The following is a 24,604-nucleotide window of genomic DNA, read 5'->3' on the forward strand; positions in this document are numbered from 1 at the left end:
AGCCTCATTTCGCTCCGAAAACGGCCGTTTGCCGCATCCCGCGCCGCTGCCTCGAGGGCAGCGCGTAAGGAGGCGTCAGATCATGGCCATGCCGCCATTAACGTGGATGGTCTGCCCGGTGACGTAGGCCGCTTCGTTCGAGCTCAGATAGACGGCGGCCGCCGCGATGTCCTCGGGAGTCCCGAGGCGGGCCGCCGGAACCTTGCTGAGAATCGTTTCGCGCTGCTTGTCATTGAGCGCATCGGTCATCGGCGTCTTGATGAAGCCGGGCGCGATGCAGTTCGCAGTCACGCCGCGCTTGGCGTATTCGGCGCCGAGCGTCTTGATCATGCCGATCAGGCCCGCCTTCGATGCAGTATAATTGCCCTGCCCCGGATTGCCGGTGACACCGACCACCGAAGTGATGGCGATGATGCGGCCGAAGCGCTTGCGCATCATCAGTTTGGTCGCGGCGCGCGCCAGGCGGAAGGTCGCGGTCAGATTGACGTTGATGACCTCGTCCCAATCCTCGTCACGGAGTTGCACGAACAGATTGTCGCGCGTGATGCCGGCATTGGCGATGAGAATGTCGACCTGGCCCATCGCCGCTTCCGCAGCAGGCACCAGCGCCTCGACCTCATCGGCCTTGGAAAGATTGCAGGGCAGCACGAAGGCGCGCTCGCCGAGCTTGCCGGCAAGCTCGTCCAGCACCTCCTTGCGCGTCCCTGAGACCGCAACGGTCGCGCCCTGCGCGTGCAGCGCCTGCGCGATCGCGCCGCCGATGCCGCCGGTCGCGCCGGTGACGAGCGCCTTTTTGCCAGTCAGATCGAACATTGATGACTCCTTCAAGCCTGCTTCGCGGCGGCCAATGCATCCTTGGCGGCGGCAATATCATTGGGGCCACCGACCGCAATGCCGACGGCGCCGTCCGCAATGCGCTTGACGAGGCCGGTCAGCACCTTGCCGGCGCCGATCTCGAAGAAGCGGGTGACGCCCTGCCCGGCCATATAGGCGACCGACTCGCGCCAGCGCACCGTGCCGGTGACCTGCTCGACCAGGCGGCGGCGGATCTCGTCGGGATCGGTGATGGCGCTCGCCAGCACGTTCGACACCAGCGGCGCGGCGGGCGCCTTGATCGTGACCTTCGACAGCGCCTCCGCCATGGCATCCGCGGCCGGCTGCATCAGCTTGCAATGGAACGGGGCGGACACGGGCAGCAGCATGGCGCGCTTGGCGCCCTTGGTCTTGGCGATCTCGACGGCGCGATCGACCGCGCCCTTGTCGCCGGAGACGACAACCTGCCCGCCGCCATTGTCGTTGGCGGCCTGGCAAACCTGCCCCTGCGCCGCCTCATGGGCCACCTCCATGGCGGCCTCGTAGTCGAGACCGAGCAGCGCGGCCATCGCGCCGGCGCCGACGGGGACGGCCTTTTGCATGGCCAGACCGCGGGTGCGAAGCAGGCGCGCGGTATCCGAAACCGTCAGGCTGCCGGCCGCGGCCAGCGCCGAATATTCGCCAAGGGAGTGGCCGGCCACGAAGGCAGCGTCTCGTGCCACGGAAAAACCGGCCTCGGCCTCGAGCACGCGCAAGGTCGCCATGGACACGGCCATGAGCGCCGGCTGGGCGTTCTCGGTGAGCTGGAGGGTTTCGGCCGGACCATCCCAAATCGTCGCGGTCAGCTTCTCCGAAAGCGCGGCGTCCACCTCGTCGAACACGGCGCGCGCCACCGGAAAGGCGTCGGCCAGGGCCTTGCCCATACCGACCGCCTGGGAACCCTGCCCCGGAAATGTGAATGCAGCCGTCATCGGCGCTCCCTGTTGCCAGGCATGATCCCTCGCGAGAACCGGCAGCCGATTACGCACGGCTTTGGGCCATGGTTCCGGATCATGCTCCAAAGGGGGCCGTAGACACCGTCCGGGGCCGGACTGTCAAGCCGAGGCGGTGCTTGGGCCACCATTCAACGGGAAATACCCCTCAAAACCCGCCGGCGGTCTGGTTGGCATCGACGTCCACTCCGGCCTGTGCGCGGCGCGCACTGCTCACGAGTTGACCCGGCCGGTCGTCCCGATCCGGCCGCGCAGTCGCCAGCCGCAACACCGCCGCGTAACCCGGCTGCACTTCCATGCGGCCGGCATGCCGGCTGGCACTGAGCAGCCGATGCACCTTCGGCAGATTATAGCATGGCACGTAGAACAGCAGGTGATGCTCGAGGTGGTAGTTCACGTAGTACGGCGCGATGAACAGCCGCTCCAGGAAATTGGCCTGCGTGGTGCGGGTGTTGCGCAGGGGATCGCTGCTGTCGGGCACCACGGCGTGCTCGGCGATGTTGCGGATGCGGGTGATGACCATCATCCAGGTCAATAGCGGCACCAGCCAGAGCAGCGGATAGGCCCACCACACGCCAGCCGCCGCGCACGCCGCAAACATGATCGCGTTGACGACACATTGCGGGCCGAGCTTCTCCCAGAAATGCGCCGCACGCTGCCGCCACGGCCAGTCCTTCGGGCCGAGCGCGTTGAGCAGTTGCGCCTTGCGCTGCTGGTAGCCGGTCTGTCCCGTGATGTCGCGGACGAACTTGCGGCGATAGCTCAGCCTGGTGATCGGAAACGGCGCCGACAGCACGAGATCGGGATCGTCCTCCTGCTGCGTGCGCGCATGATGCTGCAGGTGGTAGCGCCGGTAGCTGCGCGTCTCCGCGAACAGCGGATAGGCGCAGAACCATTGGCTCAGCGCCAGATTGGTTTTCTCGTCGGCGGACAGGCAACCATGGGCGCCGTCATGCATCAGGATCGCAAGGCCGAGCTGGCGCGAGCCGATGATGGCGACCGCGAGAATATAGGTGACCGGATTGGGCCACCACGCCACCAGCGCGATGGCACCGATGATCAATGCCCAGGCGTGCGCGATCAGCGCGGCGCCTTTCCAGGTCACGCGCCGGCGCACGTCGGCGAGCTGATCATCAGTCAGGAAATCGCGGGCACGCATGCGAAGCGCGGTCATGGCCTAGCCCTCTTCATTCAAATCTGATGCGTCGTCGACGAGCCGCAGGCGTGTGGTCTCACCGGCGGATTTCGCCTGCTCGCCGAGCACGCGCAGCATCTCGGCGCAGAGTTCCTCCGGGGAACGGCCCATGGCGTAGCCTTCGAGGATCACGCCGATGGCGACCGCCCAGAACCGCCGCGAGCTTTCGTCGGGCGCACGCAAGGAACGCCAGCCATGCCGTTCGACCTGGCCGGCATAAGCGCGCGCCCCCTCACCGTGCAGGCGCTCGATGGTGCGCTCGACCAAGGGCGCGAGATCCTGGCGACGCCGCGTCAATGTCAGCGCTTCCGCGAAGAAGGCGACCGAATCGCTTGCCGTCACGGTCTCGGCCAGTGCGCAGGTGTATTCCCGCGGCGTGCGCGCCTTCAGCGCCGCCTGCTCGGTGGCGCGCGCCAGATACAGGAGATCGCGGCAGGCGCATTCGACGAACAGCGCCTCCTTGGTGCGGAAGTAATAGGTGATCTGGCTGGGGAAGGCGTTCGCGGCGGCTGCGATATCGGTGATGGAAGTGCCTGACAGCCCGCGCTCCCGGAACAGCGGGCTTGCCGCATCCAGGAGCAGCGAACGCATCTTGCGGCCGGCCGAACGCGTGGCGCGCGCGGCATGCTTGGGGTCGCCGGCGCCTGCTTCGAACGTTGCTGGGGCAGAATTGTCCGCCATTGCGCTCCTCCCGTTAGTTTCTTTGTATGGCATACAAACAAATAAATCAAGCGAGTCGGATTTGGGCCCGTCCCGGACTCGCCTGCTGGCTCCCTGGCGGAAACGCGGCCGCCAACCTTGCAAAGCCGGCCAAAATCCGTATAAGGCGCGCATCCGCAGACCCCGGCCGGGAGCTGAACGGACGGTCTCAGCAAATCCTTCGTGATTTTGGTGTGGCAGGGCCAGTCGGCCCGTCGTCCCGTGTTTCCGCCTTCTGAGCTTGATCCCAGAGTCCTTTCCGAAGGCCTCTTAAGGGTTTGACGCCGGGCGATGCGCCAACATGAGGAAAGGACGACCATGCCTCTTTACGAGCATGTTTTTCTCGCGCGTCAGGACGCGAGCCCGCAGCAGGTCGAAGAGCTGACTGCGCAGATGACCGGGATCGTCGAGGGTCTCGGCGGCAAGATCACCAAGACCGAGAATTGGGGCGTGCGGTCCCTCACCTATCGCATGAACAAGAACCGCAAGGCGCACTTCGTGCTGCTCAACATCGACGCGCCCTCCGCGGCGATCGCCGAGATCGAGCGCCAGGAGCGCATCAGCGAAGACGTGATCCGCTATCTCAGCGTGCGCGTCGAGGAGCTCGAGGAAGGCCCGTCCGCGATGATGCGCAAGGCCGACCGCGACCGCGAACGTGACGACCGCGGCGGTGGCTTCCGCGGCGAGCGCGAAGGCGGTTTCCGTGGCGACCGCGAGGGCGGTTTCCGCGGCGGCGATCGTGACGGTGGTGGCTTCCGCGGTGACCGCGGTCCGCGTCGTCCACGCGACGAAGCTGAAACCACAACGACGGACGGGGAGTAAGACCAATGGCTGAAGCTGGTGCACGCCGCCCGTTCTTCCGTCGCCGCAAGAGCTGTCCGTTCACGGGCGCCAACGCGCCGAAGATCGACTACAAGGACTCCAAGCTCCTGATGCGTTACGTTTCCGAGCGCGGCAAGATCGTGCCGAGCCGCATCACCGCGGTGTCCGCGAAGAAGCAGCGTGAGCTCGCCCGCGCCATCAAGCGCGCGCGCTTCCTGGGCCTGCTGCCCTACGTCATTCGCTGATACGACCAATTCGACCGGCGGCGGTTCGGCCGCCGGTCGCAACTTTTTCGAACTCATAAGGCTTCCGGGTCGTCCGGTCGCCGATGGTTGGGGCGAGATGCCTCTAACCGCTCGAAGGGAGCGGGACAGCTGATGATGGCTTATGCACTGATAGCCCTGGTCGCCGGCGCTGCGTCGGCCTTGATGTTCGCCTCGATCATCTCGGGCGCGCTGATCTCGCTGCTCCTGTTCTATCTCGCACCGCTGCCGCTGATGGTTGCCGCGATCGGCTGGGGGCCGCTTTGCGCGAGCCTCGGCGGCATTGCCGCGGCGATCGGCCTCGGCGCGCTGTTCGGCCTGCCCTACTGCATCGCCTTCGCCGTCACCGTCGCGCTGCCCGCCTGGTGGCTCGGCCATCTCTCGCTTCTGGGCCGCCAAGTTGGGAGCGTCGCACCGAACATCTCCGCGGCCGAGCCAGCGACAGCCCCGGAAATCGAATGGTACCCGGTCGGCCGCATCCTGCTCTGGATCGCGGGCTTCGCCACGCTGACCACGATGGCCGCCCTGCTCACCCTCGGCACCGACGCCGAAACCATCATCGGCACCTTGCGGCGCGGCTTGATGCGCCTGCTGCGCACCACCGACCCGCAAACCTCGGGCGAAGCCGGCCAGTTCGTCGACGCGCTGGCGCGCATCGCGCCGGCCGCCGCCACCATCGTCGCGATGATGACGCTCACGCTCAACCTCTGGCTCAGCGGCAAGGTGACGGCGACGTCGGGCCGGCTGCGCCGCCCTTGGCCGGACCTCAAGACCGCCGAGCTGCCGCCGATGACGCTGGTGGCGCTCTGCATCGCCCTCGCCTTCTGCTTCACCGGCGGCCTCATCGCCATCGTCGCGCAGATCGCAACAGCCGCGCTGCTGATGGCGTACGCGCTGACCGGCTTCGCCGTGCTGCATACGCTGACGCTCGCGCTGAAGGGCCGCACGTTCTGGCTCAGCTCGGCCTATGCCGTCGTCGTCGTGTTCGGATGGCCGGTGATCGCGATGGTGATCCTCGGCCTTGCGGATTCCGTGTTCGGCTTCCGCGAGCGCTTCCTGCGCAACCGGCAGCCGCCCCCCCTGCCAACCTCTTAAGTCAACCGAAACCTACAGAACCCTTCAAAAGGAGAACGAATATGGAAGTCATTTTGCTCGAACGCGTCAACAAGCTCGGCCAGATGGGCGAAGTCGTGAAGGTTCGCGACGGCTATGCCCGCAACTTCCTGCTCAAGCGCGGCAAGGCGCTGCGCGCCACCGCCGACAACCGGTCCAAGTATGACGGCATGAAGGCCGAGCTCGAAGCCCGCAACCTCGCCTCGAAGGCCGAGGCGTCCAAGGTCGCCGAGAAGATCGAAGGCAAGAACATCATCGTGATCCGCCAGGCGTCGGAAGCCGGCCAGCTGTTCGGCTCGGTCAACGTGCGTGACATCGTCATCGCGTTCGAAGCCGATGGCGTTTCGCTGGCTCGCCCGCAGATCCAGCTCGATGCGCCGATCAAGACCATCGGCAAGCACACGATCACCGTCGCCGTGCACCCCGAGGTCGAGGTCGAGATCACCGTGACGGTCGCGCGCAGCCAGGACGAGGCCGAGCGCATCAACCGCGGCGAGGATATCTCGACCCGCAACGAGGACCGCGACGCGGCCGCCGAGGCGATCGCCGCCGCCGGCGAGTTCTTCGATCCGGACGCCCAGCTCGACGACGAAGCACCAGCGCCGGCCGCGGAAGAGAAGTAAGACACAACTCGTCATGCGCAGGCTTGACCCGCGCATCCATCGTCAAAGAAACATCTTGATGGATTGCCGGGTCAGGCCCGGCAACGACAAAGAAATAACGAAGCCCGGCTGCCTCAGGCGGCCGGGCTTTTCGTTTTGGCCGCGACGTCCTCGCTGAGCATCGCAATCGAAGCCAGCGCGGTCGCGGTGTGCTTCTCGATCCCATCGCTGAGACAGAACACATCGGCCGCGACCACCGCGACCTGGCGGCCGGGCTTGATCACGCGGGCACGGCAGATCAGCTTCTCGCCGACCGCAGGCGACAACAGATTGAGCTTGTACTCCGCCGTCAGCGCAGACTGACCGCGCGACGTGGCGGCCGCGATCGTCGTGGCGTTGTCGACGAGGAAGGCGGTCACGCCGCCATGAAAGAAACCGTGCTGCTGCAACAGCTCCGGCCGGCGCTCCACAGCGATGGTGCAGGTGCCACGCGACAATTCCGAGAGCTCGGCGCCGACCAGGTTCATGAAACCCTGCCGGCCGACATTGCTGTGGATGCGCTCCGCAATCGGCGCGAATTCCGGATCAGCTTCGCTGGCCATGCAGTCTCTCCCTATTGCTAGTTGATCCGCTCGCACGGCCTCAGTGCCCGATTGGCGCAGGCGATCAGCGTGTCCGCCTCAACGCGCGGATCGGTGCGGTCGCGCCCCGACAGGAAGGCGCGGCAGAAGATCTGCGCCGGGCCAATCAGTTGGCTGATGAACATCACCGGCGTCATCGGCAGAAGCTCGCCGTTCGCGACCAGCGGCGCGCGCCAGCGCTCGATGCCTTCGGCAAGGCGCGCATTCTGTGCGCGTTGGGCATCGCGCAGATCCTCGCCCCATTCGCTCCGCGAGATTTCGAAGAGGTAGCGCGCCTCGCGCCGGCAGGTCGCGACCCAATCGAGATGCGCCCGGATCAGGCGATCGATGCCCTGCTCGGCGCCGGGCAGCGGATCGAGCGCGGCCAGCATCGCGGCGTGATAGTGCCGCAAGACCTCCAGGAACAGCGCGCCGGCGAGCTCTTTCTTCGAGCCGAAGACGTGAAAGAAGCTGCCATTGGAGGCGCGCGCCCGGGTGCGGATCGCGGCGACCGTCGCCGCCTCGAAGCCGACGCGGTCGAAGACCACCAGCCCGGCCGCCAAAAGATCGTCCCGCACGCTGGTTGCCACCGCGCCCTCCTGGAGTACTACTCTAGAGTAACGCTCCACGCCACTCAATACGATACGGAAGCCGCGATGGACGCGGCCTTCGATCGTGTTGGTTACTTAGCGCGAGATCGGCGGGGCAGGAGACCCGGAGGGCGCGGGCGGCGGAGCTGCGGCGGCCGCGGGCGGCGCCTGCTCCTGCGGCTTGGGTGCTGGAGCCGGCTCGGAGCTGGCGGCAGGTTTCGGAGAAGCCTCTTCGACCGGCTTGGGCGCGACCGGCTCGGCGGGCTTGGCGGCGGCTGGAGCCGCAGGCGTCACCTGCGGGACCGGATCGGGACGTGGCGCCGGTGTATCGCTGCTGCTGCGGGAGCTGCTCTCCGGCTTGGGCTCGGCGGATGCCTTGCCGCTGTCGGGCTCGGTCTTCGGTTCGCTCTTCTTGTCTGCGCTCGCAGGCGCGGCTGAATCGACCTTCGGGGCGTCCTCAGTGCCGGGCTGGACGCGGCGCTTGCCCTTGCGTCCCTCGGGCGCGGCCTGGCCCTCCGGCTTCGCGCCTTCCTCGGCGGGCCGCGTGGCGCGCCTCTGGCGAGCGCCTTCCGCAGCGGGAGCAGCAGCCTCGCCCTCAGGCCTGGCCGCATCCTGCGCGCGCGGGCGGCGGCCCTGATGCTCGGGATTGCTGCCCGCGTCCTTCTTGCCGTCCTTGGCTTGGTAACGCGTGTCGGTGGCGCCGTTGGAGATCAGATAGGTCGCAAGGACGCCTGCCATGTCCGAGCTTGTGGTGTAGTGCTGGCGCAGGAATCCCGGCAGCGAACCCGGCGCCACGGATTTTAGAAGTCCGCGCGGGCTCTTGTGGCAGACATTGCAGGTCTGGTTGAAAAGCTGGGAGGGCGTCTTGCCGGCCTCGAGGTTGGTCGCCTGCGCGAGAACGGAATCGGCCGTACCGAATCCGATCAGAAGCAACACCGTCGCGAGGCTGAGCGCTCGGCTCGACATTCAAATCATCTCCGTTGAAATTTGCGCCCATGCAGCCGGCATCGGCGCGGCGGCGGTCACCTTTTAACCGATTGAGCTGCGAATGGAAGGCTCCACGCGCGCGGATGTGAACAAGCGCTTTTTCGAATATCGGCTTAAAATACAGCACAATAGCGCGGCCAAAACCGGCTCACTGGATCTGGCTGCCTGCGCGATGGCGTTCCGCAAGCAAGCCATGGTGAACTTCCGGATCCAGCTCACCCACCGGTAGGGCATCGTGCCGATGACCCGCGACTACATCGCGCGGGAGCACGGCCGGCCGCGGCCGCGGAGGCGCGACCAGACCCAGGCTCAAGCTGGCGGGTGAACAGGTCTTAGTGACGCAGGGTCGAGATCCGGGAGGCCGGAAAAGCGGTCGACAACGCCAGTTGGGCACGCAACTCCAGCAAGATCTCGGGTGCGACCGGCTGGCGACGCACCTCAGGCCGTTCCGCTTGCTTCATGGCCGCTATCAGCCCCGACAGCCAACGCCGGCTGCCTGCCTCACTTCGCCAATCCTGCTGCTGCCGTTCTGGCCGCATTGGTCGCCTCGTTTTCTTGTCGGCGGAAAAGAGATAATCCCGGGCCCGCCCCCCAGTTCCGGCAATACCCCCGAAAGAATCCGGGGAGATGTGATCTGCTTCACATAAGTCTGGTCGGGCCTGGCTTAGACCGTCGCCATGAGCAAAGAGACCCAAACCTCATTCGACGTGCAGGACGACCTCCGCACCGATTACGCCCTGATCGTTACCGGCGTTGGGGCGGCCCTGGTTGCGCTGGTCTATCTCCTGCTGGTCTGAAGCCGAGCCGAACGCGTCCGGCGTGCGTCATTTCGCGCGCCTCTCAATGGGTCTGCGCGCCCGCCGACAGGGTTCATGGATTTCAGGATTTTTCCCTAGCGCGCCTGCGGTCGTCTCCCGGAAGCGAGAGTTCCGCGAAAATCCGTCAAGCGCGGCGCACGCTGTGACCGCTAATCATCCACGACTTTATCTGAACGGTTGATAGCAGACAGCTTTCGCTTCCGCTTTGGCCGGCGGCGGCGCTTTATCCCGGCCCCGCATCTGCCCAAGAAAATTGCTAAGCACGTCCGACCATGGCCCTGACTGATTCGAACGTTCTCAAACTCGCGCCCGATGCCGGAACTCCCGCGTATCGGAGCGCGCCGCATAACATCGAAGCGGAACAGAGCCTTCTGGGCGCGATCTTGGTCAACAACGACGCCTTCTACAGAATCTCCGACTTCCTGGAGGCGAAGCACTTCTTCGAGCCGCTGCATCAGACCATCTTCGAAACCGCCGGCAGCCTGATCCGGATGGGCAAGATCGCAACGCCGGTCACGCTGAAGACATTCCTGCCCGCCGATACCGACGTCGGGGGCATGACCATCGGACAATATCTGGCGCGGCTCGCGGCCGAAGCCACCACGATCATCAACGCCCAGGACTATGGCCGCACCATCTACGATCTGTCGTTGCGCCGCGACCTGATCGGCATCGGCGAGGACATGGTCAACGTCGCCTATGACGCGCCGGTCGATTTCCAGCCGCGGGCGCAGATCGAGGACGCCGAGCGCAAGCTTTACGAACTCGCCGAGTCCGGCCGCTATGACGGCGGCTTCCAGAAATTCTCGCAGGCGCTCACCGTCGCGGTCGATCTCGCGGCCAAGGCGTTCCAGCGCGACGGCAAGCTGTCGGGCATCTCGACGGGCCTCCGCGACCTCGACACCAAGATGGGCGGCCTGCAGGCCTCCGACCTCATCATCGTCGCCGGACGTCCCGGCATGGGCAAGACGTCGCTGGCGACCAACATTGCCTACAACGTCGCGCAGGCCTATGTGCCGGAGCTCCAGGCCGACGGAACCATGAAGGCCGCCAATGGCGGCGTGATCGGTTTCTTCTCCTGCGAAATGTCGGCCGACCAGCTCGCCACGCGTATCGTGGCCGAGCGCACCGGCATCCCCTCCTCCCACATCCGCCGCGGCGGCATCACGGAAGCCGATTTCGAGAAGATCCGCCAGGTCTCGATCGAGCTGCAGTCGCTTCCGTTCTACGTCGACGCCACCGGCGGCCTCTCGATCGCGCAGCTGATGGCGCGCGCGCGCCGGCTCAAGCGCCAGAAGGGCCTCGACCTTCTGGTGATCGACTACATCCAGCTGCTGTCAGGCTCCGGCAAGCGCGCCAGCGACAGCCGCGTGCAGGAGATCACGGAAATCACCACCAGCCTGAAGGCGCTGGCCAAGGAGCTCAACGTTCCCGTGATCGCGCTGTCGCAGCTCTCGCGCCAGGTGGAATCGCGCGACGACAAGCGGCCGCAGCTCTCGGACTTGCGTGAATCCGGCTCGATCGAGCAGGACGCCGACGTCGTGCTGTTCGTGTTCCGCGAGGAATATTACCTCGCCATGAAGGAGCCGCGTCCCGGCACCGAGGAGCACGCCAAATGGCAGGCCGACATGGAGCGCACCGTCGGCCGCGCCGAAGTCATCATCGGCAAGCAGCGTCATGGTCCGACCGGCACGGTCGAGCTGCACTTCGACGCCTCGGTCACGCGCTTCGGCGACCTCGCGCATGACGGACAGCTGCCGGATCGCAGCGACTACTAGATTGTTCCACGGGTTGAACGGCGCCGGGCTCTTGCGTAAAACGGCGCCATGACAATGGCGTCCGCCCCGAAGACAATCACCTCGCCCGGTCCTCTCTCCGCGGAGGCCAACCAGGCTGCCGCGCTCGCCGCCTTCGGCGGCGTGCTGACCGTCGATCTCGACGCGATCATCGTCAATTGGCGCAAGCTCGAGAAGACGGCGGTGCCGGCCGAATGCTCCGCGGTAATCAAGGCGGACGCCTATGGCTGCGGCGCTGAGCAGGTGTCGCGCGCCCTGAGCAAGGCCGGCTGCAAGACCTTCTTCGTTGCCACCATCGAGGAAGCCCGCAAGGTGCGCGCCGCCGTTCCCGAGCCCACCATCTACGTGCTCGGCGGCTATTTCCAAAACACCGGCGAGCACTACGCCAAGATCAACTGCCGGCCGGTGATCGGAGATCTCAACGAACTAGCCGAATGGGACGTGTTCTGCCGCCGCACCGGCTGGAACGGCGGCGCCGCAATCCACATCGACACCGGCATGAACCGGCTCGGACTGACGCTGTCGGAAGCGCAGGCCATCATCCCCCGTATCAATGCCGGCGATCACGGCATCACGCTGGTGATGAGCCATCTGGTCGCGGCCGAGCAGCTCAATAGCCCGATCAATGCGCGGCAGCTCGCGGCCTTCCGCAGCATTGCCAGCGAGTTCTCGGGCGTGCCGGCCGCGCTCGCCAACTCCTCCGGCATCTTCCTGGGGGCGCCCTTCCAGTTCGACCTGGTGCGGCCGGGCGCGGCCCTCTACGGCGTCAACCCGACGCCGGAAGCCGACAATCCGATGCAGCAGGTGGTCGACCTCAAGGCGCGCATCGTGCAGATCCGCAGCATCGATCGTGGGGAGACCGTCGGCTATGGCGGCACCTGGAGCGCACGGCGGCCGACCAAGCTCGCCATCATCGCCGTCGGCTATGCCGACGGTTATTTCCGCGCCGCCAGCTCCAATGACGGCACGCGCGGTGCCGAGATCATCGTGGCCGGCAAGCGCTGCCCTGTCGCAGGCCGGATCTCCATGGATCTGATCGCGGTCGACATCACCGACCTGCCGCCGAACGCGGCACGGCGCGGCCACATGGTGACCTTGCTCGGCGAAGGCATCACCGTGGACGAGCTCGCACATCATTTCGGCACGATCGGCTACGAGGTGCTGACCAGCCTCGGCCGCCGCTACGCCCGCGTTTACAAGGGCGGCAATGTGGAGGAGCCGCTGGCAAAGCCGGAGCCGGCGTCGAACGCCGGGCAGCCAGCAGCCCCGCCGCCGGGCTAAGTGGCGCTCTCGTGCCCCGGACGCAGCGCGGCGCTCCATCAGCGATGCGCTGCAGAGCCGGGGCCCATCTCTCAACGGTGTACCGTGTCGCCCGTCTGGGTCCCGGCTCTGCGCCGCACCGCTTGCGCGCTGTGGCTTGTCCGGGACACGAGGATTACTTCTTCTTCCGGCTGTCGAGTGCCGCCTTGCAGGTCGCGCTGAGCTGGTCGCGTTTGGCGTTGAGACATGCGACGATGCCGCCGCCCGGCGCGAGGCCGGCGCAGAACTTGTCGTAGTCCGCCTTGCACGCGCCGCGCTGATCGGACGATTGTGCCGATGCGCCTCCGGAGAACGCGAGGGCGAGCGCGATGGCAACAAAGCTGGACTTGGACATTGTATCTCCGGTGACGGACGGCAGGAGCCGGTAGCTCTACATGAAGATCGCGACGTTCAACATCAACAACGTCAACCGCCGCCTGCCCAATCTGTTGGCATGGATGCGCGTGGCGAAGCCCGATGTCGTCGCGCTTCAGGAGTTGAAGGCAAGTGATGGCGAATTTCCGGCAGCCGCGATCGAAAAGGCCGGCTACGGCGCGGTGTGGTGTGGACAAAGGACGTGGAACGGCGTCGCCATCCTCGCCCGCGGCGCTGATCCCATTCTCACCCGCGACCGCCTGCCGGGAAAGCCCGGCGATCTCGAAGCCCGCTACATCGAGGCCGCCGTGCGCGGCATCATCGTCACCAGCATCTATCTTCCCAACGGCAATCCGCAACCGGGACCCAAATTCGACTACAAGCTCGACTGGTTCGCGCGGCTGAGGCGCCACGCCAAAACCTTCATCAAGCAGGACCTGCCGGTGGTGCTCGCCGGCGACTACAATGTCGCGCCAACCGAGATCGACATTTATCCGACGCGGTCATGGGACAAGGATGCGCTGGTCCAGCCCAGGAGCCGCGCCGCCTACGCCGCGCTGGTCAAGCAGGGCTGGTGTGACGCGATCCGCGAGCTGCACCCGCAAAAGCGCATCTACACGTTCTGGGACTACAAGCGGAACCGCTGGCCGCGCGATGCAGGCCTGCGGCTCGACCATCTCCTGCTCAGCCCTGCTCTCGCACCGCGCCTGGCCAAGGCCGGCGTCGACAAGAACATCCGAGGCGAGGACGGCGCCAGCGACCACGCGCCGGCCTGGGTGGTGCTACGGTGATGCTCACCAGCCGCCGCGCGACAAAAACTTGAAAAACAACCCCATGCACAGTAGCCGACCCCTTGTGCCCTCAATGACTTACGGGTAACCCGAAATCATGGTTGATCCGTCGGGCAAAACACCGGCATGACGTCACCATCGACGGCGTCCAAATCGCCGCGCCGAGGGCTCTTCAGATCGCCCCTTCATCGGGAATATTGAGGACGGTGCCGCAGGCCTTGCAATGCACCGCGTCGGCATCGTGCCTTTGGAGCCCGCAGGTCGGGCATGGAAACCGCACTTTGTGGGGACTGAGCAGCGCGCGGGCGAGATTGAAGAATAGGGTAACGCCGAAAATCATGATCACGACGGTGATCAGGCGACCGAACGTACCCTTCAGGGTAATGTCGCCAAAGCCGGTCGTCGTCAGCGCCGTAACCGTGAAATACAGGGCATCGGCATAGTTCCGGATATCATCGTTGCGAAACTTCTGGGTCTCGTAAACGAGACCGGTCATGACGAAGATGAACACGGCGAGGTTCGTGACCGCGAAGATAACGTCCTCGTTGCGACGAAAGAACGGAGAATCGAGGCGCAATCGCACCAGCATCTGGTAGTCGCGCAGCAGCCCCAACGTCCGCAGGATCCGGAGAAAGCCGCCCGGCTCGCCGGCAAGCGGCGCCAGGAAGGATACGATCGCAACCATGTCAGCCCAGGTCGCAAGCTTGGTGAATTTTTGCAACGGATGCCGATCGACCAGGAGCCGGGCCGAGAAGTCGACAAGCAATATCATGCCGAACACGACGTCGAGCGTCTCAACGATGTCATTGGGCGGCAGGAACGAGGTCGCGATGATGAACAACACCGTCACGACATCGAAGGCGAGCAGCCCATAGCGGAAGCGCACGCCGTCCGGCGTTGCGCCCTCGTAAAGGCGGCGGACATTGCTTCTCAGGGACGCGAAGGTCACGGCATCATGATCACGGTTTGCATGGACGATGGCAAGTTCGATGGGGTTTCCTCGCCTGGGATCGATCGCCATAGGCCTCCTTACGGCTAAACTCTCTCGATTCGTGGAGATTGTGTTGGCCTTTCTCTTCGTCCTCAGCGTCGGCCTCGTCGCCGGCACCATCTCAGGCATCGTCGGCACCGGCTCGTCGATCATGCTGATGCCGGTGCTGGTCTATGCCTATGGCCCGAAGGAAGCCGTGCCGATCATGGCGGTGGCCTCCGTCATGGCGAACTTCTCGCGGATCCTGGCGTGGTGGCGCGAGGTCGACTGGCGGGCTTGCGCGGCCTATTCGGTCACGGGCATTCCGGCCGCGGCGCTCGGCGCCCGGACCCTGCTCGCCTTGCCCTCGCACGCGGTCGATCTTGCCATCGGCCTGTTCCTGATCGCGATGGTGCCAGTGCGGCACATCCTGGCGCGGCACGACCTCAAGGCCAACCTCTGGCACCTCGCCGTCGGCGGTGCGGTGATCGGCTATCTCACCGGCATCGTGGTCTCGACGGGCCCGCTCAGCGTGCCGCTGTTCCTGTTCTATGGCCTGTCCAAGGGCGCCTTCCTCGCCACCGAGGCGGCCTCGTCGCTGGGGCTTTACCTCAGCAAATCGGTGACGTTCGAACGCTTCGGGGCGCTGACCGCCGACGTCGCCCTGAAGGGATTGATCGCGGGCTCGTCGCTGATGCTTGGCGCCTTCATCGCCAAGCGATTCGTGCTGCACTTGAAGCCGGAGGTGTTTCGGCTGCTGATGGACGGCATCATGCTGGCGGCAGGCTTGACGATGCTGTTCAATGCGTTCTGATGCGGCCCTCCGCAACATCCGCCCGGTAAAGGACCTCTGCATGCGCACCGTTGCCATGATCGCCGCCACCGGCATCGCCCTCTTCGCGATGCAGCCGGCATTCGGCGCGCAGCCGTTCGACGGCCTGTGGGCCTCGACCAAGAAGGATTGCCGCGACAGTGACGGCCCGGACAGCAAGACGATGATCGACCTCGACAACGTCATCAAAGGCAAGCCGGCCCCGCTGGTCGATCGCTACGAGAACCATTGCCGCATTGACCGCCAGACGCCGGCCGGCGACGGCCTCGTGCTGTCCGCCACCTGTTTCGAGTTCTGGGACGACTACAACAAGGGCACGAACGGCAGCAAGGTCACGATCAGGCTGGCGCCGGGCGCGAACGGCAAAATCAAGATCGACGGGAAGCCATACCTGCTCTGCAAGCGCAAGGACGAACTGCCGAAAGCGCGGTAGCGCGGAACGCTTCGCACCCCCACCTCTGATCGTGCTAAGCACCCCGAACCGGGCAACGACTCAAACATTCGATGGCCAAGAGCACCCTCTCCTTCGTCTGCCAGAACTGCGGCGCGGCCTATAATCGCTGGCAGGGCAAATGCGAGTCCTGCGGCGAGTGGAATACGCTGGCGGAAGAAGACACCAGCGGCAGCGTGCCGGTCTCGATCCGCTCCAAGCGCAAGGGGCGGACGTTCGCGCTGGAGAGCCTTTCCGGCAAGAGCCCGGACGCGCCGCGGTTGTCCTCGGGAATGAGCGAGCTCGACCGCGTCACCGGCGGCGGTTTCGTGCGCGGCTCGGTGCTGCTGGTCGGCGGCGATCCCGGCATCGGCAAGTCGACGCTGCTGACGCAGGCAACCAGCCTGTTGGCGCGCGCCGGCCATCGCGTCGTCTACATCTCGGGCGAAGAAGCGGTCGCGCAGGTGCGCCTGCGTGCCGAGCGGCTCGGGCTGTCGGATGCGCCGGTGCAGCTGGCCGCCGAAACCTCCGTCGAGGACATCGTCTCGACGCTGTCGGAGGGCGCAGTTCCCAGGCTGATCGTGATCGACTCGATCCAGACCATGTGGACCGACACCGTGGAATCGGCGCCCGGCACGGTGACGCAGGTGCGCGCATCGGCGCAGGCGCTGATCCGCTTCGCCAAGAAGACCGGGGCCGCCATCATCCTGGTCGGCCATGTCACCAAGGACGGCCAGATCGCAGGCCCCCGCGTGGTCGAGCACATGGTCGACGCGGTGATGTCGTTCGAGGGCGAAGGCTCGCAGCAATTCCGCATCCTGCGCGCCGTGAAGAACCGTTTCGGCCCGACCGACGAGATCGGCGTGTTCGAGATGACGGGCCTCGGCCTGCGCGAGGTCACCAACCCTTCCGAGCTGTTCCTGTCCGAGCGCGATCTCGGCACGCCCGGCACCGCAGTCTTTGCGGGCATCGAAGGTACAAGGCCCGTTCTGGTCGAATTGCAGGCGCTGGTGGCGCCGACCTCGCTCGGCACCCCGCGCCGCGCGGTGGTCGGTTGGGACCCGAGCCGACTCTCGATGGTGCTGGCGGTGCTTGAGGCCCATTGCGGCGTCAAGCTGTCCGGTCATGACGTCTACCTGAACGTCGCCGGCGGCTTGCGCATCCACGAACCAGCCGCGGACCTTGCCGCTGCCGCGGCGCTGGTGTCGTCCCTGGTTAATGCGCAGTTACCGACCGATGCGGTCTATTTCGGCGAGATCTCGCTCTCGGGCGTGGTGCGCCCGGTGGCGCAAACACCGGCACGGCTCAAGGAAGCGGCAAAACTCGGTTTCCAGCGCGCCGTGCTGCCCGAATCGGCGCGCGGGGAAACCGGCGGCGATGCCGGATTGTCGCTGAATGCGGTGAACAGCCTCACGACGTTGGTAGCCGAGATCGCCGCCCGCGGCTCCCGCCGGGGCGAATCGAACGCACCGGCAGAAAAAAATGCCACACCGGCAAGATTCCGCCGCGGAGAGGGCTAGGCGCAGGTGACGCGAGGGGCGCCCGCCGCTATACAGCCGTCATAAAAGCAGCATGGGATTGCGTGGTTGCGGCCTTGCCGGGAACGCCGTCTGCCCCTCTTTTAGGGCAGCGGCCAAGCACCGATTCGGCTAGAGCACCTTCGAGAGGACGAGCGGACCCGACCAGCCGATGCCAGTAACCATCCTCGACCTCATCCTGCTCGGTGTGATGCTGATCTCGGGCCTGCTTGCCATGGTCCGCGGCTTCATGCGCGAAATCCTCTCCATCGCTGCCTGGGGCGCCGCGGCAATCGTGACGCTCTACTCGTTCTCGAAGCTGCTGCCGACGGCGAAGACCTACTTCAACAACGACACGGTCGCGGCCGTCGTCGTCGTGGCCGGCGTGTTCATTGGTACGCTCGTCGTGGTTTCCGTGATCACGGTGCGGATCTCCGACATGATCCTGGATTCGCGCATCGGCGCGCTAGATCGCACCCTCGGCTTCCTGTTCGGGCTGGCTCGCGGGCTTTTGATCGTGGTCGTCGCGTTCCTGTTCTTCACCTGGCTGGTGCCGGACAAGCAGCGGCCGGATTGGGTCAGCGGGGCCAAGTCCCGCGTCGTGCTCCAGGGAACCGGGGATTGGCTGATGGCCCTCTTGCCTGACGACCCCGAGAACACCATCTTGAAGAGATTCAAGAAAAACAAACCAGATGATGATCAAGCTGAATCCGAGCAGCAGCCTTCGGGCAGTGGCGACGGATACAGCAAAACTGCTCGTGACGGCATGAAGAAGCTGATCGAGAAACCTGCGGCGCGTTGATTGGCCCCAAAGAAAGGCGCGGACGAGATGCGACACCCTGACCAGGACGCCGAGCTTGATCTCGATCCAAGGGCCGGTTCGGGCCCTGCCGCGCTCGAACTACAGGACGATCTCGAAGGGGATACGCTGCGCGAGGAGTGCGGCGTCTTCGGCATCTACGGCCACCCCAACGCGGCCGCGATCACCGCACTCGGCCTTCACGCCCTGCAGCACCGCGGCCAGGAAGCCGCCGGCATCGTCTCCTACGACGGCAGCCGCTTCCACTCCGAACGCCGCCTCGGCCTCGTCGGCGACACCTTCTCACGCCGCGAGGTGATCGACCGCCTGCCCGGCAATGTCGCGGTCGGCCATGTCCGCTACTCCACCACCGGCGCCACCATCCTGCGCAACGTGCAGCCGCTGTTCGCCGAGCTCAATGCCGGGGGCCTCGCGGTCGCCCACAACGGCAACCTCACCAACGGCCTGACGCTGCGCCGCGAGCTCGTCAAGCACGGCGCAATGATGCAGTCGACCACCGACACCGAAGTGATCCTGCACCTGGTCGCGCGCTCCAAGCGCGCCCGCTTCATCGAGCGCTACATCGACGCGTTGCGCGAGATCGAGGGCGCCTATGCGCTGGTCTCGCTCACCAACAAGAAGCTGGTCGGCGCGCGCGATCCGCGCGGCATCCGTCCGCTCGTGCTCGGCGAGCTCGATGGCTGCCCGATCCTGACCTCAGAAACCTGCGCGCTCGACATCATCGGCGCGCGCTTCGTGCGCGACATCGAGCCGGGCGAGGTCATCGTGTTCGACGAGAACGGCCAGGACATCCACAAGCCTTTCCCGCCGATGGCACCGCGCCCCTGCATCTTCGAATACATCTACTTTTCTCGTCCGGATTCCATCGTCCACGGCCGCTCGGTCTACGAGGTGCGCAAGAATTTTGGCGCGCAGCTCGCGCGCGAAAGCCACGTGCCGGTCGACGTCGTGGTGCCGGTGCCGGATTCCGGCGTGCCCGCCGCGGTCGGCTACAGCCAGTTCTCCGGCGTGCCGTTCGAGCTCGGCATCATCCGCAATCACTATGTCGGCCGCACCTTCATCCAGCCGACGCAGGCGATCCGCGAATCCGGCGTGCGCATGAAGCATTCGGCCAACCGCGCCGCGATCGAAGGCAAGCGCATCATCCTGATCGACGATTCGCTGGTGCGCGGCACCACCTCGAAGAAGATCGTGCGCATGATGCGCGATGCCGGCGCCAAGGAAGTGCATTTCCGTCTCGCTTCGCCTCCGATCCTCTATCCCGATTATTATGGCATCGACCTGCCCGACCGCGGCGGCCTTCTCGCCGCGACGCATTCGCTGGAAGAAATGCGCGAGATCATCGGCGCCGACTCGCTCGCCTTCCTGTCGATCGACGGCATGTACCGCGCCATGGGCGAGCCCGGCCGCGACCCCGCCAATCCGAAGTTCTCGGACCATTGCTTCACGGGGGCCTATCCGACCCACCTCACCGACCAGACCCAGACCGAGCCGCAGCCGCGGCAGCTGTCGTTGCTGGCCGAGGCGAGCTGACACCGAAGGCGTCATCCCGGGGCGATGCGAAGCATCGAACTATGGCGCGCAGTTTGCGCGCCTGAGGATCTCGAGATTCCGGGTCTGGTGCTTCGCACCATCCCGGAATGACAGGTGCATGTGGGGCTTGTCCCGGCCATCCACGTCTGTAATACCCGCCGCAAAGAACGTGGATGCCCGGGACGAGCCCGGGCATGACGGAAGTATTCGACGATGACAAAACCCCTCGCCGACCGTATCGCTCTCGTCACCGGCGCCTCCCGCGGCATCGGCTATGCCACCGCAATCGCGCTCGCCAAGGCCGGCGCGCATATCGTTGCGACGGCGCGGACGCAAGGCGGGCTGGAAGAGCTCGACGACAAGATCCGGAAAGACGGCGGCAGCGCCACTCTGGTGCCGCTCAACCTCACCGATTTCGACGGCATCGCGCGGTTAGGGGCCGGCCTGCACGAGCGCTACGGCAAGCTCGACATCTTCGTCGGCAATGCCGGCGTGCTCGGACCGTCCTCCCCGATCGGCCATATCGAGCTCAAGACCTTCAACGACGTGATGGCGGTGAACGTCTCCGCGAACTTCCAGCTGATCCGCTGCATGGAGCCGCTGCTCAGGCAGTCCGATGCCGGCCGCGCCGTGTTCATCACCTCGGGCGCCGCCAACAAGGCGACCGCCTATGTCAGCCCCTACGCGGCCTCCAAGGCCGCACTGGAGACGCTGGCCCGCGCCTGGGCGCAGGAGACCGCGAATACCAAGCTGCGCGTCAACCTGTTCAACCCCGGCCCGGTCCGCACCCGCATGCGCGCCACGCTGATGCCCGGCGAGGATCCCGCGACGCTCGACACGCCCGAACAGGTCGCCGAATTCATCGTGCCGATGTGCGCGCCTGACTGGGCCGAGACCGGCAAGTTCTACGATTACAAGACCCGCAGCCTGATGAGCTTCCGCGCGCCCGCCTGATGACGCCCGAGGTAACGCCCTTACCGCGGGGGTCGACGCTGGTCAGCGCATCGACCCACATGGGACGCGCAGAGATAGCGACTCAACGCATTTTGACCAAAAGTTAACCGCCGGATGACGCTACGACGCAGCGTCATCAGGCTTTAGATGCATTGCCGCCGGCCGTGGGACAGGCTAGAGCCATCAGCCGGAACAAAGGCTCCGTCCAAGAGAGCCGTCCGCATATTTGACAATGGAGGAAATCTTTCATGACGACGACGTTCGCCCGCCGCTCCGCGGCCCTTCTGGCCTGTGCCGCCTTCGGTTTTGCCACATCCGCCTACGCGCAGGACAAGACCGTCAAGATCGGCGTGCTCAACGACATGTCGAGCCTTTATGCCGACATCGGCGGCCCGAACTCGGTGGTCGCGATCAAGATGGCGGTCGAGGATTCCGGCTTGCTCGCGAAGGGCTGGAAGATCGACGTCATCAGCGGCGACCACCAGAACAAGCCGGACGTCGGTGTCAACATCGCCCGGCAGTGGATCGACAACGAGAAGGTCGACGCGATCGCGGACACGCCGAACTCTGGCGTCGCTCTTGCGGTCAGCAATCTCGTCAAGGAAAAGAACGCGGTGCTGCTGAATTCCGGCGCCGCCTCCGCCGACCTGACCGGCAAGGCCTGCACGCCGAACACGGTCTCCTATACCTATGACACCTACATGCTGGCCAACGGCACCGGCAAGGCGCTGACCAAGGCCGGCGGCGACACCTGGTTCTTCCTGACCGCCGATTATGCCTTCGGCCACGCGCTGGAACGCGACACCACGGCGGTGGTGACCGCCAACGGCGGCAAGGTGCTCGGCAGCGTCAAGCATCCGATCAACACCGCGGACTTCTCGTCCTTCCTGCTGCAGGCCCAGTCGTCCAAGTCCAAGGTCGTCGGCCTTGCCAACGCCGGCGGCGACACCACCAATTCGATCAAGCAGGCGGCCGAATTCGGCATCGTCTCAGCCGGCCAGAAGCTTGCCGCGCTGCTGCTGTTCATCAACGATGTCCACTCACTCGGCCTCAAGACTGCTCAGGGTCTGACCTTCACCGAATCGTTCTACTGGGACATGAACGACAAGACCCGCGAATGGTCGAAGCGCTTTTCGAAGCTTGCCAGCAAGAACGCGATGCCCTCGATGACTCAGGCCGGCAATTACGCGATGGTGCTGCACTATCTGAAAGCGATGGAAGCGCTCGGCGGCAATCCGCGTGACGGCGCCAAGGTCGTCGCCAAGATGAAGGAATTGCCGACCGACGATCCGCTGTTCGGCAACGGCCCGCTGCGCCAGGACGGCCGCCGTCTCATCCCCGCCTACCTGTTCGAGGTGAAGAAGCCCGAGGAATCGAAGGGACCGTGGGACTATTACAAGCAGATCGCCACGATCTCGGCGGAAGACGCTGCCAAGCCGCTCAAGGACAGCGACTGCCCGCTGGTGAAGAAGTGACCGCGTAGCGGTCATCCTCCCGGGATGGTGCGCGAGCATCACCCGGGGTCTCGATCGGCATTCTCCACCGTCGTAGGGTGGGCAAAGCATGCGCCGTAGCTCGAAGAGCGAAGGCGTAAGCGTGCCCACCACTTCTTCGCATCAAGGACAGATCGTGGGCACGGCGCTTTGCGCCTTTGCCCACCCTACGCGACTGGCTTCGTCGCGGGCAGCATCCGCATTGCGATCGGCACGGCGCCGTCGGTCACGACGGCCGCTTGCGCTTGTGCGCGAAGGGATTGGCCTTTTCACGCAGCGTGATGCGCACCGGCGTGCCCGGCAGCTCGAAGGTCTCGCGCATCGAGTTGGTGAGATAGCGCAAGTATGACTGCGGCACCGCGTCGGCGCGCGAGCAAAACAGCACGAAGCTCGGCGGGCGCGCCTTGGTCTGGGTAATGTAGTTCAGCTTCAGCCTGCGGCCCGAAACGGCGGGCGGCGGATTGGCCTGGACCGCCTGCTCGAACCAGCGATTGAGCGCGGCCGTCGGCACGCGCCTGTTCCAGACCGCATAGGCGTCCTGGATCGCCTGCATCAGGCGGTCGATGCCCTCGCCCATCAGGCCGGAGACGGCGACGATCGCCACGCCCTTGAGCTGCGGCAGCCAATGGTCGGCATCGCGGCGCAGGCCCGAAATCGCGCCGCCGCCCTTGGTCTCCATCAGGTCCCATTTGTTGACGGCGAGCACGATGGCGCGGCCCTCGCGCTCGATCAGGTCGGCGATGCGCAGATCCTGTTCCTCGAAGCGGTTCTGCGTGTCCATCATCATCACGACGACTTCGGCAAAGCGCACCGCGCGTAGCGCGTCCGCGACCGAGAGCTTCTCCAGCTTCTCCTCGATCCGCGAGCGCCGGCGCAGGCCCGCGGTGTCGAACACGCGGAAATCACGGCCCTTCCAGTTGATCTCGACCGCGATGGAGTCGCGCGTGGTGCCGGCCTCAGGGCTCGTCAGCAGGCGCTCCTCGCCGAGAAGGTGGTTGATCAGCGTCGACTTGCCGGCGTTGGGCCGGCCGACGATCGCGACCCGGATCGGACGCCTGGCTGCCTCTTCCTCGGAAAGCTCGGCGTCGTCCTCGTCCTCATCCTCGTCGACCGGCTCGGGCATCAGCCTGGCCAGCGCATCATAGAGCTCGCCCATGCCCTCGCCATGCTCGGCCGAAATCTGGATGGGATCTCCGAGGCCGAGTGCGAACGCTTCCATTGCGCCGGCATCGCCGTGCTTGCCTTCGCTCTTGTTGGCGACCAGCAGCACCGGCTTGTTGGCCTTGCGGGCGAAATCGGCAAAGGCGCGGTCGGTCGGCGTGAGGCCGATGCGGGCGTCGACGACGAAGAACAGCGCGTCGGCCTGCGCGATCGCCGTCTCGGTCTGCTCCTGCATGCGCGCCGTCAGCGAGCCCTTGGCGCCCTCGTCGAGGCCGGCGGTATCGACGATGGTGAAATGGAGATCGCCGAGCCTCGCCTCGCCCTCGCGGCGGTCGCGGGTGACGCCCGGCAGGTCATCGACCAGCGCGAGCTTCTGCCCAACCAGGCGGTTGAACAGCGTCGATTTGCCGACATTGGGCCGGCCGATGATGGCGATCGTGAAGGACATCGGTCATTCGTGCGCTGCCGGGGCTGCGCCTGTCAATGCAATGGGAATATTAGTTTGAGCATGATCTTTTCGGAAAACCGCTTCACACTTTTCCGGATCATGCTTTAGCGCGAAAAGCTGCCGCTCGGCAGCGGCGCCGGGAAGGCGCTCTGAGTTTGCTGCTGCGCGGGCTGGGCCGGCTGCGACTGCTGGACGGGCTGATCCGGCGGCGGCGCGGTGGTGCGCCTGCGGACGATCTTGTGCTTGGGCGGCGGAGCGGCCGTGGCTGGGGCGGCCTCCGGCTGCGCTTCGCCGTCGACTTCGCCGGCGGGCGCCTCGGTCGGCGCGGCGGCGACCGGCTGACGCGACTTCGCCGCTTTGGCCCCCTTCGCCGGCCTGGCCGGCTCCGGCGGCGGCTCGGCGGGAAGAGCCGCGACGGCGGGCGCGTTCGGGTCGGGCTGCTGCTGCGCGCCCTTGTACAGGTCCCTGGGCACGCCCTGCTCGAGGCCGGGCACGCCTTCCGGGAACACCGGCTTGCGGTCGCCCGGCAGCTTCTTCTTGGTGTCGAGGAAGTCGAGCATGTCGCTTGGATCGAAGCTGGAGCAGCCGCCCAGCACGCCCGTGAAGGCGATCAGGACGGCGGCTGCGATCAAGCGTGGCGTGCGGCGCATCGTGGTGTCTCGTTTACGTCA

26 protein-coding genes are annotated in these 24,604 nt (G+C 65.7%); 15 read left to right on the forward strand and 11 right to left on the reverse strand.

Features of this window, described 5'->3' with window-relative positions; genetic code table 11:
- Positions 1-75: 75 nt before the first annotated feature.
- From fabG to AC3WLX_RS03960, 4 genes are all read right to left on the reverse strand, one after another.
- On the reverse strand, positions 76-813 hold the full coding sequence (gene fabG, locus AC3WLX_RS03945) for a 3-oxoacyl-[acyl-carrier-protein] reductase (RefSeq protein ID WP_291628049.1): 738 nt from the start codon (positions 811-813) through the stop codon (positions 76-78).
- An 11-nt stretch (positions 814-824) separates the two neighbouring features.
- On the reverse strand, positions 825-1,784 hold the full coding sequence (gene fabD / locus AC3WLX_RS03950) for an ACP S-malonyltransferase (protein WP_492334765.1): 960 nt from the start codon (positions 1,782-1,784) through the stop codon (positions 825-827).
- Positions 1,785-1,953: 169 nt separating this feature from the next.
- On the reverse strand, positions 1,954-2,979 hold the full coding sequence (locus AC3WLX_RS03955; protein WP_492334766.1) for a fatty acid desaturase family protein: 1,026 nt from the start codon (positions 2,977-2,979) through the stop codon (positions 1,954-1,956).
- A gap of 3 nt (positions 2,980-2,982) precedes the next feature.
- On the reverse strand, positions 2,983-3,681 hold the full coding sequence (locus tag AC3WLX_RS03960; protein WP_492334767.1) for a TetR/AcrR family transcriptional regulator C-terminal domain-containing protein: 699 nt from the start codon (positions 3,679-3,681) through the stop codon (positions 2,983-2,985).
- A 336-nt stretch (positions 3,682-4,017) separates the two neighbouring features.
- Between AC3WLX_RS03960 and rpsF the strand changes: the two genes are divergently transcribed.
- The 4 genes from rpsF to rplI all read left to right on the forward strand — a co-directional run bounded on the left by rpsF (position 4,018) and on the right by rplI (position 6,520).
- Positions 4,018-4,521: a 30S ribosomal protein S6 gene (gene rpsF, locus AC3WLX_RS03965; protein WP_492334768.1), complete on the forward strand. Its 504-nt coding sequence runs from the start codon at positions 4,018-4,020 to the stop codon at positions 4,519-4,521.
- Between the two features lie 5 nt (positions 4,522-4,526).
- Positions 4,527-4,766 carry a 30S ribosomal protein S18 gene (rpsR, locus tag AC3WLX_RS03970; protein WP_007592020.1) on the forward strand — a complete coding sequence of 80 codons (240 nt, stop codon included), beginning with the start codon at positions 4,527-4,529 and terminating at the stop codon, positions 4,764-4,766.
- A 132-nt stretch (positions 4,767-4,898) separates the two neighbouring features.
- The gene (locus AC3WLX_RS03975) at positions 4,899-5,879 is read left to right on the forward strand and encodes a hypothetical protein (RefSeq protein ID WP_492334769.1); all 981 of its coding nucleotides are present in this window, start codon (positions 4,899-4,901) and stop codon (positions 5,877-5,879) included.
- A 41-nt stretch (positions 5,880-5,920) separates the two neighbouring features.
- Positions 5,921-6,520, forward strand: a complete 600-nt coding sequence (rplI, locus tag AC3WLX_RS03980; protein ID WP_492334770.1) for a 50S ribosomal protein L9 — start codon at positions 5,921-5,923, stop codon at positions 6,518-6,520.
- A gap of 113 nt (positions 6,521-6,633) precedes the next feature.
- Here the strand turns inward: rplI and AC3WLX_RS03985 are convergent, their stop codons facing one another.
- The 3 genes from AC3WLX_RS03985 to AC3WLX_RS03995 form a co-directional block, all read right to left on the reverse strand.
- Positions 6,634-7,101: a PaaI family thioesterase gene (locus AC3WLX_RS03985; RefSeq protein WP_492334771.1), complete on the reverse strand. Its 468-nt coding sequence runs from the start codon at positions 7,099-7,101 to the stop codon at positions 6,634-6,636.
- Between the two features lie 17 nt (positions 7,102-7,118).
- On the reverse strand, positions 7,119-7,709 hold the full coding sequence (locus AC3WLX_RS03990; protein ID WP_492334772.1) for a TetR/AcrR family transcriptional regulator: 591 nt from the start codon (positions 7,707-7,709) through the stop codon (positions 7,119-7,121).
- A 96-nt stretch (positions 7,710-7,805) separates the two neighbouring features.
- On the reverse strand, positions 7,806-8,675 hold the full coding sequence (locus tag AC3WLX_RS03995; protein WP_492334773.1) for a hypothetical protein: 870 nt from the start codon (positions 8,673-8,675) through the stop codon (positions 7,806-7,808).
- An 82-nt stretch (positions 8,676-8,757) separates the two neighbouring features.
- On the opposite strand from AC3WLX_RS03995, the gene AC3WLX_RS04000 reads away from it, so the two are divergent.
- The 3 genes from AC3WLX_RS04000 to alr all read left to right on the forward strand — a co-directional run bounded on the left by AC3WLX_RS04000 (position 8,758) and on the right by alr (position 12,591).
- The gene (locus AC3WLX_RS04000) at positions 8,758-8,925 is read left to right on the forward strand and encodes a hypothetical protein (RefSeq protein ID WP_492334774.1); all 168 of its coding nucleotides are present in this window, start codon (positions 8,758-8,760) and stop codon (positions 8,923-8,925) included.
- An 861-nt stretch (positions 8,926-9,786) separates the two neighbouring features.
- A complete protein-coding gene (locus tag AC3WLX_RS04005; protein WP_492334775.1) occupies positions 9,787-11,292 on the forward strand; it encodes a replicative DNA helicase in 1,506 nt (501 codons plus the stop codon).
- A 54-nt stretch (positions 11,293-11,346) separates the two neighbouring features.
- On the forward strand, positions 11,347-12,591 hold the full coding sequence (gene alr / locus AC3WLX_RS04010) for an alanine racemase (RefSeq protein ID WP_492334776.1): 1,245 nt from the start codon (positions 11,347-11,349) through the stop codon (positions 12,589-12,591).
- A 154-nt stretch (positions 12,592-12,745) separates the two neighbouring features.
- Here alr and AC3WLX_RS04015 read toward each other — a convergent pair whose 3' ends face one another.
- Positions 12,746-12,964: a hypothetical protein gene (locus AC3WLX_RS04015; RefSeq protein WP_291629433.1), complete on the reverse strand. Its 219-nt coding sequence runs from the start codon at positions 12,962-12,964 to the stop codon at positions 12,746-12,748.
- 40 nt (positions 12,965-13,004) lie between these two features.
- On the opposite strand from AC3WLX_RS04015, the gene AC3WLX_RS04020 reads away from it, so the two are divergent.
- Positions 13,005-13,775 carry an exodeoxyribonuclease III gene (locus AC3WLX_RS04020; RefSeq protein ID WP_291629431.1) on the forward strand — a complete coding sequence of 257 codons (771 nt, stop codon included), beginning with the start codon at positions 13,005-13,007 and terminating at the stop codon, positions 13,773-13,775.
- 172 nt (positions 13,776-13,947) lie between these two features.
- On the opposite strand, the gene AC3WLX_RS04025 is transcribed toward AC3WLX_RS04020, so the two are convergent.
- A complete protein-coding gene (locus AC3WLX_RS04025) occupies positions 13,948-14,724 on the reverse strand; it encodes a potassium channel family protein (protein ID WP_492334777.1) in 777 nt (258 codons plus the stop codon).
- A 115-nt stretch (positions 14,725-14,839) separates the two neighbouring features.
- Here AC3WLX_RS04025 and AC3WLX_RS04030 point away from each other — a divergent pair, with 115 nt between their 5' ends.
- The 7 genes from AC3WLX_RS04030 to AC3WLX_RS04060 all read left to right on the forward strand — a co-directional run bounded on the left by AC3WLX_RS04030 (position 14,840) and on the right by AC3WLX_RS04060 (position 22,306).
- Entirely contained in the window at positions 14,840-15,559 is a 720-nt protein-coding gene (locus AC3WLX_RS04030; RefSeq protein WP_291629427.1) for a sulfite exporter TauE/SafE family protein, read from the forward strand.
- A gap of 40 nt (positions 15,560-15,599) precedes the next feature.
- Complete coding sequence (locus AC3WLX_RS04035; protein ID WP_492334778.1) at positions 15,600-16,010, forward strand: hypothetical protein; 411 nt, start codon at positions 15,600-15,602, stop codon at positions 16,008-16,010.
- A 71-nt stretch (positions 16,011-16,081) separates the two neighbouring features.
- Complete coding sequence (gene radA, locus AC3WLX_RS04040) at positions 16,082-17,527, forward strand: DNA repair protein RadA (protein WP_291631164.1); 1,446 nt, start codon at positions 16,082-16,084, stop codon at positions 17,525-17,527.
- 169 nt (positions 17,528-17,696) lie between these two features.
- A complete protein-coding gene (locus tag AC3WLX_RS04045; protein ID WP_291631165.1) occupies positions 17,697-18,326 on the forward strand; it encodes a CvpA family protein in 630 nt (209 codons plus the stop codon).
- A 27-nt stretch (positions 18,327-18,353) separates the two neighbouring features.
- Positions 18,354-19,877: an amidophosphoribosyltransferase gene (gene purF / locus AC3WLX_RS04050; RefSeq protein ID WP_492334779.1), complete on the forward strand. Its 1,524-nt coding sequence runs from the start codon at positions 18,354-18,356 to the stop codon at positions 19,875-19,877.
- 213 nt (positions 19,878-20,090) lie between these two features.
- Complete coding sequence (locus AC3WLX_RS04055; RefSeq protein WP_492334780.1) at positions 20,091-20,831, forward strand: SDR family NAD(P)-dependent oxidoreductase; 741 nt, start codon at positions 20,091-20,093, stop codon at positions 20,829-20,831.
- 248 nt (positions 20,832-21,079) lie between these two features.
- Complete coding sequence (locus AC3WLX_RS04060) at positions 21,080-22,306, forward strand: ABC transporter substrate-binding protein (RefSeq protein WP_492334781.1); 1,227 nt, start codon at positions 21,080-21,082, stop codon at positions 22,304-22,306.
- 244 nt (positions 22,307-22,550) lie between these two features.
- On the opposite strand, the gene der is transcribed toward AC3WLX_RS04060, so the two are convergent.
- Positions 22,551-23,933 (reverse strand): ribosome biogenesis GTPase Der, encoded by a 1,383-nt coding sequence (gene der, locus AC3WLX_RS04065; protein ID WP_492334782.1) that lies wholly within the window; start codon positions 23,931-23,933, stop codon positions 22,551-22,553.
- Positions 23,934-24,037: 104 nt separating this feature from the next.
- A complete protein-coding gene (locus tag AC3WLX_RS04070) occupies positions 24,038-24,583 on the reverse strand; it encodes a hypothetical protein (protein WP_492334783.1) in 546 nt (181 codons plus the stop codon).
- Between the last annotated feature and the right edge of the window lie 21 nt (positions 24,584-24,604).

Source organism: Bradyrhizobium sp. FW305-F6 (assembly GCF_058782905.1).